The following is a 9,252-nucleotide window of genomic DNA, read 5'->3' as shown; positions in this document are numbered from 1 at the left end:
GGTTCAACCAGGCGCTGCTGCTGGCGCGCCAGCTGGCGGCCGCGAAGACCGATGCGACGCTGCTGCTGCGCCTGCGCGAGACGGGCTCGCAGACGGCGCTGGACCGCGCCGCGCGCCGCCGCAACGTGGCGGGCGCCTTCGGCGTCGAGCCGCTGCGGGCGCATCAAGTGCGGGACAAGCACGTCGTGCTGGTCGACGACGTGATGACCAGCGGAGCGTCGCTGCATGGCGCGGCGCAGGCGCTGCGGCAGGCCGGCGCGCGGCGCGTCAGCGCCGTCGTCCTCGCGCGCACGGAGCCGCATTCGCAGGGCTGAGCCACGCCACAATCCCCCGATGTTCCACATCGTGCTCGTCACGCCCGAGATCCCGCCCAACACGGGCAACGTCATCCGCCTGGCGGCCAACACCGGCTGCACGCTGCACCTGGTGGAGCCGCTGGGCTTCTCGATGGAGGACCGCTACCTGCGCCGCGCCGGGCTCGATTACCACGAGTACGCCGAGGTGCGAAGGCACGCCAGTTGGCCCGCCCTGCTGCAGGCCGAGCAACCCGCACCCGAGCGCCTCTTCGCCCTCACCACCCGCGCCACGCGGCGCGTGCACGACGTGGCGTTCGCTCCGGGCGACTGGCTCGTCTTCGGCTCGGAGACGCGCGGCCTCGCGCCGGAGCTGCTGGAAACCATCGCGCCACAGCAGCGCCTGCGCCTGCCGATGCGCCCCGCGCAGCGCAGCCTCAACCTCTCCAATGCGGTGGCCGTGACGGTGTTCGAGGCGTGGCGCCAGCAAGGCTTCGCGGGTGCTGCCTGAGCCTTGTGCAACCGGGCACAGGAGCAATGCGCTGTTTCATGCGGCTGTGTTTGAAAGCCCACGAACGGTCCTGCATCTGCGCTCTAACCGGCCCGATCAGGGCAGGCCAGGCAACCCAGACTCCTTTCTTCCTGCCCGCCTCGTGCGGGCATTTTTTTTGAGCCGGGTAAGGGCCGGTTACGAGTTACAGGACTCAGCCGTAGCGGCGCGTCACCGACTCGGCGACGCAGACAGGCTTGTCACCGCCTTCGCGCTCCACGGTCACCTGCCACACGATCTGCATGCCGTCCTGCGGCAGCGGCTCGCACTCCAGCAGCTTGACGCGCGCGCGCAGCCGGCTGCCCGCCGGCACCGGCGCCGGGAAGCGCACCCGGTTGAGCCCGTAGTTCACGCTCATGCGCTGGTTGCGGATCTCGAGCGCCGACTCCACCATCTTCGGGATGAGCGACAGGGTCAGGAAGCCGTGCGCGATGGTGGTGCCGAACGGGCCCGACTTCGCGCGCTCGGGATCCACGTGGATCCACTGGTGGTCGCCGGTGGCGTCGGCGAACAGGTCGATCTGCTGCTGCGTGACGGGCATCCAGTCGCTCACCGCCAGTTCCTGGCCCACGAGCGCCGGCAGTTCGGCAAGGGAATCGATGGTCTTCATCGCCCGATTACAGCATCCCGCTCGCCCTCACGCCTGCAGCCACTCCGTGATGGCGCGCCACTGCTCCAGGTCGCGCTCCACCTTGGCCGGCGCCACGTCCCACAGCGTCAGCCCCCGCGCGGCGAGGTGCACGTAGTTCTGCGTCGGCCGCAGGAAACCGAGCACCGGCAGGCCCAGGCCCTCCACGAACTCCTGCAGCTTGTCGGCCGCGATGGTGCGCGCGTCCACCCGCATGCCGACGATGCCCACCTGCATGCGGCCGGCCTTGCGCAGCTGCACCAGCTCGTCGAGAAAGGCCCGCGTGGCGTAGATGTCGAAGATGCTCGCCTGCAGCGGCACCACCACCTTGTCGGCCAGCCGCAGTGCCTCCTGCAGCAACTTGCCGTGCAGGCCCGCGGGCGTATCGAGCACGACGTGCGTGGTGCCCTTCGGCGGCCGGGCGAGCTTGCCCTCGCCCACTTCCCAGCTGCTGATCGCCCGCGCCTCCGGCGGGCGCAGGCGCAGCCAGAGGCGGGAGGACTGTTGCCGGTCCGCGTCGCCGAGCATCACGCCGTGGCCGCGGCTGGCCAGGAATCCTGCGATATTCGTGGCGATGGTGGACTTGCCCACCCCACCCTTCGGGTTCGCGACGACGACGACCGGCATGAACGGGCTCCTGATGGCGCGGCCCCGCCGAGCCTGGGCCACTTTGGACTATGGTACAGGGCATGGATGAGTCCGCAAACCGCCCGCCGGGCGTGTACGTGCTGGCGGCGCACCCCGACTGGCGCTATTCGCGCGTGACCCGGCTGCTGGAGCAGCAGGCCCGCAGTGTGCCCGGCGTGCAGGTGCAGGATCTGTACGCGCGCTACCCCGACTACGACATCGACATCGCCGCCGAACAGGCCCACGTGGAGGCGGCGCGGCTGCTGGTGCTGCTGCATCCGATCCAGTGGTACTCGATGCCGCCGCTGATGAAGCTGTGGCTGGACGAGGTGCTGCGCTACGGCTGGGCCTACGGCCGCGCGGGCACCGCCTTGCGCGGCAAGGACTGCTGGCTGGTCACCAGCACCGGCGGCCCCGAGGCCGCCTACCACCCGCAGGGCTACAACCGCTATTTCTTCGACGCCTTCCTGCCGCCCTACGAGCAGACTGCGGCCCTGTGCGGCATGCGCTTCCTGCCGCCGATGGTGCTGCATGGCGCGCACCGCGTGAGCAGCGAGGAACTCGATGCCCACGCGGCGGTCTTCCGCGACCGCCTCGCCAGCTACCCGGACTGGCCGGAGATCGCCGAACTCGCCACTTCCCCGATCAACGACGTGCCGAGCGCCGACCGCCCCGCGGCGGACGCCCTCGACTTCGACTGAATGGAACACGCTCCTGCCTGGCTGACCAACAGCCTGATCTATCTCGGCGCCGCAGTGGCGGCCGTGCCGCTGTCGCGCGCGATCGGCCTCGGCTCCATCCTCGGCTACCTCGCTGCCGGCATCGCCATCGGGCCCTGGGGTTTCAGCCTGGTGACGAACGTCGAGGACATCCTGCACTTCGCCGAATTCGGCGTGGTGCTGATGCTGTTCCTGATCGGCCTGGAGCTGGAGCCGCGCCGGCTGTGGAGCCTGCGCCGGCCGATCTTCGGCTGGGGCAGCGCCCAGGTGCTGGGGTGCGCGGCCCTGCTGTTCGCGGCCGGCCTGATCGCCGGCGCGCCGTGGCGCATTGCGCTGGTGGCGGCCCTGGGGCTGGCCCTGTCGTCGACGGCGATCGCCTTGCAGGTGATCGGCGAGCGCAACCTGCTGCCCACCAGCAGCGGCCGCGCCGGTTTTTCCATCCTGCTGTTCCAGGACGTGGCGGCCATTCCCATCCTCGCCCTGCTGCCGCTGCTGGGCGGAACGCAGGACGCGCGCGGGGACGGCCATGGCTTCGAGGCACTGCGCATCGTGGCCGTGATCGGCGGCATCATCCTCGGCGGCCGGCTCGCGCTGCGCCCCGTGCTGCGCTGGATCGCCAAGAGCCGCACGCCGGAGATCTTCACGGCGGCGGCCCTGCTGCTGGTGGTGGCCATCGCGGCGCTGATGCAGCTGGTGGGCCTCTCGATGGCCCTGGGCGCCTTCCTCGCCGGCGTGCTGCTGGCGGAAAGCGAATACAAGCGCGAGCTCGAGACCGACCTCGAGCCCTTCAAGGGTCTGCTTCTGGGGCTCTTCTTCATCGCGGTGGGCATGAGCATCGACTTCGGCGTGCTGGCGCGCTCGCCCGGCTGGATGGCGCTGGTGGTGGTGCTGCTGCTGGTGCTGAAGTCGGCGGTGATCTGGGGCATCGCCAAGCCGATGGGCATCCCGCTGGCCGAGCGGCCGGTGTTCACGCTGCTGCTGGCGCAGGGCGGCGAATTCGCCTTCGTGGTGTTCCAGGCCGCCGCCGGCGCCAGGGTGTTCTCGGCCGAAACGGCCTCGCTGCTGATCGGCGCCGTGGCGGTCTCGATGCTGCTCTCGCCCCTGCTGCTGCTGGCGATCGACCGGCTGGTGCTGCCCCGCTTTTCCGGCGGCCGGCGCCGCCGCCTGCCGGAACTGAGCGAGCCGCAGGCGGCGCCGGTGATCATCGCCGGCTTCGGCCGCTACGGCCAGATCATCGGCCGCCTGCTCAACGCGCAGGGCATCGCCTCCACCGTGCTCGATCACGACGCCGACATGGTGGAGGCGGCGCGCTCCTTCGGCTACACGGTGCACTACGGCGACGCCACCCGGCTGGACCTGCTGCGCACCGCCGGCGCCGCCAAGGCCCGCGTGCTGGTGGTGGCGGTGGACGACAAGGAGCAGTCGCTGCGCATCATCGACCTCGTGCGCGAGCACTTCCCGCACCTGGAGCTGGTGGCCCGCGCGCGCGACGTGCCGCACTGGAACGCGTTGCGCGACCGCGGCGTGATGCGGGTGGAGCGCGAGCTGTTCGAGTCCAGCCTGCGCAGCGGCCGCACCGTGCTGGAGGTGCTGGGGCACACGCCCTTCGAGGCGCGCCGACAGGCGATGCGCTTCCGCCGCCACAACCTGGAGCTGTTCGAGAAGATGTACCCGCACTACCGCGACCGCGCCCGCATGATCGCGGTGGTGAAGGAAGGCCGCCACCAGCTGGAGGAGCAGATGGCGCGCGAGCGCGCCGAGAACGCCGCGCGCCGCAAGCGCGGCGAGGAGCGCCTGCCGGGCTGGGACGAGTCGCGGCCCTGAGGCCGCTTCGCTGCGCGCGGGCTCCGGCGCGGCGCGTGCCGCCCGTCGGCTTTGTCAAGATTGACAGGATGGCAGCGCGGCAGCCGCTCGCTATCCTGCGCGCAACTTCGTCCTGTCGCCATGAACCTCCGCGGCGCGTTCCTGCGCTGGCTGCGCCTGCTCCTGGTCGCCGCCGGCGCTGGCCTGCCGCGGGCGGACTTCGCAGCGCAGGGCGAACAGCAGATCGCGCGCCCCGCGGAAATCGTGCTGGCGCGCACGCTGCTGCGCGAGGCGGTCTGGGCCTACGTGCGCCACGACGTGGCGCTGGCGCGCAACCAGGTCGGGGCCGCCCGCGAGGCCCTTCGCCCGCTCGCCGCACGGGTGGAAGCGAGCGACGCGGGGCTGCGGCACGAGATCCGGCGCGAACTGCGGGCGCTGGCTGCCGCCATCGACACCCACCAGCGCGCCGGCACCGTCGCGGCCCACGCCACGCGCGTCGAGCGGCTGCTCGATCGCGCCGCCGAACGCCTGGAGCGCGATGCCCGCACCGCCGCGGCACTCTACGTGAGCGCGCTGCTGGTGCCGCTGCGCGAAGGCATCGGGGCGGTCCTGGTGCTGGCGGCCCTGGCCGCGATGGTGCGCAGGAGCGGCCAGGCGGCGGCCATGGACCCTCTCCATGCGGGCTGGATGGCCGCCGTGCTGCTGACGCTCGCCACCTGGTTCGCCGCCGGCCCGTTCGTGGAATCCGGCGGCGCCGACTGGGAAGTCACCGAGGGCGTCACGACCCTGCTCGCCGCGGCGATGCTGCTGTACGTGGTCTTCGGCCTGCCCCGGCGCTCGTCGCCGCTGGCCCGGGAAACCTTGCTGCCCGATGGCAGCAATGGCGCGGTGGAGCGGCGCACGGCATGGGCGCTCGCGGGCGTCGCCTTCCTCGCCTTGTACCGCGAGCTGTTCGAGATCGTGATCCTGCTGCAGGTGCTGTGGGCGCACGCCTCAGCCTCGGGGCGCAGCGCCATCGCGGGCGGCGTCGCGTCGGCGGCGGTGCTGCTGGCGGCGCTCGCCTGGGCGATCGTGCGCTTCAGCGGCGCACTGCCGTTCGCCCGGTTGCAGGCGGCGACTTCCGTGCTGCTGGCCGCCATCGCGCTGGTGTTCGTCGGCCACGGGATTTCCGAGCTGCAGGACGCGCAGCTGCTGCCGGCGAGCGCCGTGCGTTTCGCGATGCTGCCCGCGCTGGGCCTGCATCCGACGGCGCAGGGCCTGGCCGCCCAGGGGCTGGTGGCGGGGCTGGGGCTCGCGGTGCTGCTGCACCACCGGCGGCGGCGCCACTGAAGACGGGACCGAGAACGCGTCAGCGCGCGGCCAGGAAGCCGTCCCACACCAGCTTCAATCCCGTGAGCAGCATACCCAGCGTGATGAAGCGATAGAACAGCACCGGTGAGATACGGCGGGCGACCTTCACCCCGATGAAGACGCCGACCGGCGCGAAAGGCAGCAGCGCCAGCGAGGTGCTCATGTTGCGCAGGTCCAGCAGGCCCAGCCAGCCGTAGGGGCCCCACTTCGCCAGGTTGATCGCGAAGAAGAACACCGCCATCGTGGAAGTGAACACCACCGGCGACAGGCGCAGCGGCAGCACGTAGGCCGTGAGCGGCGGCCCGCCGGCGTGGGCGACGAAGCTGGTGAAGCCGGAGGTGGCGGTGAGGAGCGCGCCCAGCCAGCGTGGCGGCGGCGGGCTGTCGGCCTTGGGCGGGAACAGAACGCGCTGGGCGAGGAAGGCGAGCGTGAACAGGCCGACGATGCCCGCCACCAGCTTCGTATCGAGCAGGCGGAACATCAGCGTTCCCACCACCGTGCCGAGCAGGCCGAAGGGCAGCAGGAACTTCAGCAGCGGCCACTGGATGTCGCGCCGGTAGACCGCGAGCCCCATGCAATCGAGCACGAACAGCACCGGCATCATGATGGCGGCGGCCTGCGGCACGCTGACCGCCATGGCCATCAGCGGCACCGCGAGCGAGCCGAAGCCGGCGCCGAAGCCGCTCTTGCTGACGCCCATGAGGAGCACGGCAGGGATTGCGACGGCATAGAACAGGCCGTCGGTGATGAGGGGGAGGTTCAAGGGAGCGACTTCGTGGCCGGAGGCGGGGTGTAGCGTAACAGCCGGCCGTCGGGCCCGCTCGAGGCCATGCACGCCACACGCGCGCATGCAGAAGTTACACAGCCTCCAAACCGAGATAAGCCTTCTGGATCTCCGGGCGTGCCAGCAGCTCGCGCGGCGCGCCCTCGGCCACGATGCGGCCTTCCTCCATCACGTAGGCGCGGTGCGCGATCTCCATCGCCATGGCGACGTTCTGCTCCACCAGCAGCACCGAGGTGCCGCGGGCGTTGATGCCGCGGATCGCCTTGAACATGTCCAGCACCACCGCCGGCGCGAGGCCCAGCGAAGGCTCGTCCAGCAGCAGCAGTTGCGGCCGGCTCATGAGCGCGCGGGCGATGGCCACCATCTGCTGCTGCCCGCCCGAGAGCGCGCCGGCCGGGCTCGCGAGCTTGGCCTCCAGCGCGGGAAAGAGCGCCAGCACCTGCGCCAGCGATTCGGCGCGCTGCGCCCTGGCCTGCGGCAGGAAGCTGCCCAGGGCGAGGTTCTCCTGCACCGTCATGCCGGTGAAGAGCCGGCGGCCCTCCGGCACGATGGCGATGCCGCGGGCGCAGAACAGGTGGGCGGGCAGGCGGGTGAGGTCTTCGCCCTCGAACTGCAGGCGGCCGCCGCGTGCGCGGTGCAGCCCCGCGATCACGTTGATCAGCGTGCTCTTGCCGGCGCCGTTGGGACCCACCACGCACACCAGCTCGCCCGGGGCCACGCGCACCGACACGTCCCACAGCGCGGGTGCGGCGCCGTAGCTCGCCTGCAGTTGCGCGGCTTCAAGCATAGGCGGGCTTCCCCAGGTACGCGTTGACCACCTCGGTGTCCTTCATCACCTCCGCGGCCTCGCCCTGCGCGATCAGCTTGCCGTGGTTCAGGACCACGATGCGGTCGGTGAGCGCCATCACGGCGCGCATCACGTGCTCGACGAACACGATGGTGGCACCCTGGTCGCGGATGCGGCGGATCAGCTCGATGGCCTCGTTGATCTCGCCGGGCGTGAGGCCGGAGAGCACCTCGTCCAGCAGCACCAGGCGCGGCCGCGCGGCCAGCGCCCGGGCGAGCTCGAGGAACTTGCGCTGGTGCAGGTTCAGGTCCTCCGGCAGGGCGTGGGCGCGCGCCTGCAGGCCGGTGAATTCGAGCCACTTCCAGGCCTCGCGCACGGCTTCTTTCCGCGGCAGCGAGGCGCAGCCGAACATGGCGACCAGGGCCACGTTCTGCAGCACCGTCATGTGGGCGAAGGGGCGCGGGATCTGGTAGGTGCGGGCGATGCCGGCGTGCGCCATGCGGTGCGCGGGCGCGCCGGTGAGATTGCGGCCGTCGAACACGATCTCGCCGGCGGACAGCGGGTAATGCCCGCTCACCACATTGATCAGGGTCGACTTGCCGGAGCCGTTCGGTCCCAGCAGGCCGAGGATCTCGCCCGGGTGGACCTGCAGGTGCACGCGGTCGAGGGCCTGCACGCCCTTGAAGGACTTGGAGAGGCCACGGACTTCCAGCAGGGGAGGACCGTTGGGGATCGGACGCCGGGCCGGTGCCGGCTGCACCGGTCCTGGATCCCCGCCTGCGCGGGGATGACGCTGTTCGGGCGCCGGATCTGCATCCTCGCCTGCGCGGAGGTGACCCTGTTCGGCCGGCTGCGCCGTTGCCTTCCTGCGCTTCAGCAACTGCCCCAGGATCCCTTCCGGCATGAACAGGATCACCGCGACCAGGATCGCGCCCACCGCCGCGCGCCCCGCCACCGCATGGTCACCTGCGGTGAAGAAGTACAACAGGCCCGTGATGGCCGTGGCGCCGATCGCCGGGCCGGCCCAGTGGCGCGTGCCGCCCAGCACGCTCATGAGCACCACCGTCAGCGGCACCGTGATGTTGAAGGTCTCGCCCGCCGTCACGTACTGCACGAACAGCGCGTGGATGCCGCCGGCCACGCCCGCCAGCGCGCAGGAGAGCGCGAAGGCGGCGAGCTTGTAGCGGAAGGTGGGCACGCCCATCACCTCCGCCACGTCCTCGTCGTCGTGGATCGCGAACAGGCCGGTGCCCAGGCGCGACGCGTACACGCCATACGCCACCAGCAGCGTCAGCACCGCCGCGGCCAGCACCAGCAGGTAGATCGACGAGGCCGGCGCCGGCGCGAGCTTCGGCACCTGCACCGCATTGAGGTACACGCCCGGGCCGCCGTCGATGGGCGTGTTGAGGATGATGGTCGCCACGACGAAGGTGACCGCCAGCGTGAGCAGCGCGAACAGCTCGCCACGCACCGCCTTGACGCGGAACACCACGAACCCGAGCAGCAGCCCCAGCAGCGCCGGCAGCAGGGCGGCGAAGGGCAGCGTGGCGACGAAGGGCCAGTCCAGCTTGCCCGCCAGCACTGCCGTCGCATACATGCCGATGCCGAAGAAGGCGCCGTGGCCGAAGGAGAAGTAGCCCGAATAGCCGGACAGGATGTTCCACGACACCGCCAGCACGATCCAGTGGCACACCAGGTACAGGATCGATTC

Annotated in this window: 10 protein-coding genes; 5 read left to right on the top strand and 5 right to left on the bottom strand. The window is 71.2% G+C overall.

Features of this window, described 5'->3' with window-relative positions; translation table 11 throughout:
• Positions 1-314: ComF family protein (locus VFM98_RS14775; protein ID WP_325110672.1), on the top strand; the 314-nt coding region annotated here is incomplete at its 5' end.
• A gap of 19 nt (positions 315-333) precedes the next feature.
• Entirely contained in the window at positions 334-804 is a 471-nt protein-coding gene (locus tag VFM98_RS14770; protein ID WP_325110671.1) for a tRNA (cytidine(34)-2'-O)-methyltransferase, read from the top strand.
• A gap of 193 nt (positions 805-997) precedes the next feature.
• On the opposite strand, the gene VFM98_RS14765 is transcribed toward VFM98_RS14770, so the two are convergent.
• Both VFM98_RS14765 and VFM98_RS14760 read right to left on the bottom strand, forming a co-directional pair.
• The gene (locus tag VFM98_RS14765) at positions 998-1,453 is read right to left on the bottom strand and encodes a MaoC family dehydratase (protein ID WP_325110670.1); all 456 of its coding nucleotides are present in this window, start codon (positions 1,451-1,453) and stop codon (positions 998-1,000) included.
• Between the two features lie 27 nt (positions 1,454-1,480).
• Complete coding sequence (locus tag VFM98_RS14760; RefSeq protein WP_325110669.1) at positions 1,481-2,098, bottom strand: ParA family protein; 618 nt, start codon at positions 2,096-2,098, stop codon at positions 1,481-1,483.
• A gap of 62 nt (positions 2,099-2,160) precedes the next feature.
• Between VFM98_RS14760 and VFM98_RS14755 the strand changes: the two genes are divergently transcribed.
• The 3 genes from VFM98_RS14755 (at position 2,161) to VFM98_RS14745 (ending at position 5,949) form a co-directional block, all read left to right on the top strand.
• Complete coding sequence (locus tag VFM98_RS14755; RefSeq protein WP_325110668.1) at positions 2,161-2,799, top strand: NAD(P)H-dependent oxidoreductase; 639 nt, start codon at positions 2,161-2,163, stop codon at positions 2,797-2,799.
• Positions 2,800-4,641 (top strand): glutathione-regulated potassium-efflux system protein KefC, encoded by a 1,842-nt coding sequence (kefC, locus tag VFM98_RS14750; RefSeq protein WP_325110667.1) that lies wholly within the window; start codon positions 2,800-2,802, stop codon positions 4,639-4,641.
• 120 nt (positions 4,642-4,761) lie between these two features.
• Complete coding sequence (locus VFM98_RS14745) at positions 4,762-5,949, top strand: FTR1 family protein (protein WP_325110666.1); 1,188 nt, start codon at positions 4,762-4,764, stop codon at positions 5,947-5,949.
• Between the two features lie 19 nt (positions 5,950-5,968).
• On the opposite strand, the gene VFM98_RS14740 is transcribed toward VFM98_RS14745, so the two are convergent.
• From VFM98_RS14740 to VFM98_RS14730, 3 genes are all read right to left on the bottom strand, one after another.
• Positions 5,969-6,733, bottom strand: coding sequence for a sulfite exporter TauE/SafE family protein (locus tag VFM98_RS14740; protein ID WP_325110665.1), 765 nt, complete (start codon positions 6,731-6,733; stop codon positions 5,969-5,971).
• A 94-nt stretch (positions 6,734-6,827) separates the two neighbouring features.
• Positions 6,828-7,541, bottom strand: a complete 714-nt coding sequence (locus VFM98_RS14735; RefSeq protein ID WP_325110664.1) for an ABC transporter ATP-binding protein — start codon at positions 7,539-7,541, stop codon at positions 6,828-6,830.
• Positions 7,534-9,252 (bottom strand): branched-chain amino acid ABC transporter ATP-binding protein/permease (locus VFM98_RS14730; protein ID WP_325110663.1); only part of this gene is annotated, 1,719 nt, incomplete at its 5' end. The genes VFM98_RS14735 and VFM98_RS14730, both read right to left, overlap by 8 nt.

Source organism: Ramlibacter sp. (genome assembly GCF_035706265.1).
Taxonomy (GTDB): Bacteria; Pseudomonadota; Gammaproteobacteria; order Burkholderiales; family Burkholderiaceae_C; genus Ramlibacter.
Note: the sequence above shows the minus strand (reverse complement) of the source record. Positions and strands in the feature narration are given on the sequence as shown.

Excerpts from the sequence above, each read along its gene's own strand:
- VFM98_RS14770 (WP_325110671.1), top strand. The coding sequence starts at position 334 with ATGTTCCACATCGTGCTCGTCACGCCCGAGATCCCGCCCAACACGGGC.
- VFM98_RS14765 (WP_325110670.1), bottom strand. The coding sequence starts at position 1,453 with ATGAAGACCATCGATTCCCTTGCCGAACTGCCGGCGCTCGTGGGCCAG.
- VFM98_RS14760 (WP_325110669.1), bottom strand. The coding sequence starts at position 2,098 with ATGCCGGTCGTCGTCGTCGCGAACCCGAAGGGTGGGGTGGGCAAGTCC.
- VFM98_RS14755 (WP_325110668.1), top strand. The coding sequence starts at position 2,161 with ATGGATGAGTCCGCAAACCGCCCGCCGGGCGTGTACGTGCTGGCGGCG.
- kefC (WP_325110667.1), top strand. The coding sequence starts at position 2,800 with ATGGAACACGCTCCTGCCTGGCTGACCAACAGCCTGATCTATCTCGGC.
- VFM98_RS14745 (WP_325110666.1), top strand. The coding sequence starts at position 4,762 with ATGAACCTCCGCGGCGCGTTCCTGCGCTGGCTGCGCCTGCTCCTGGTC.
- VFM98_RS14735 (WP_325110664.1), bottom strand. The coding sequence starts at position 7,541 with ATGCTTGAAGCCGCGCAACTGCAGGCGAGCTACGGCGCCGCACCCGCG.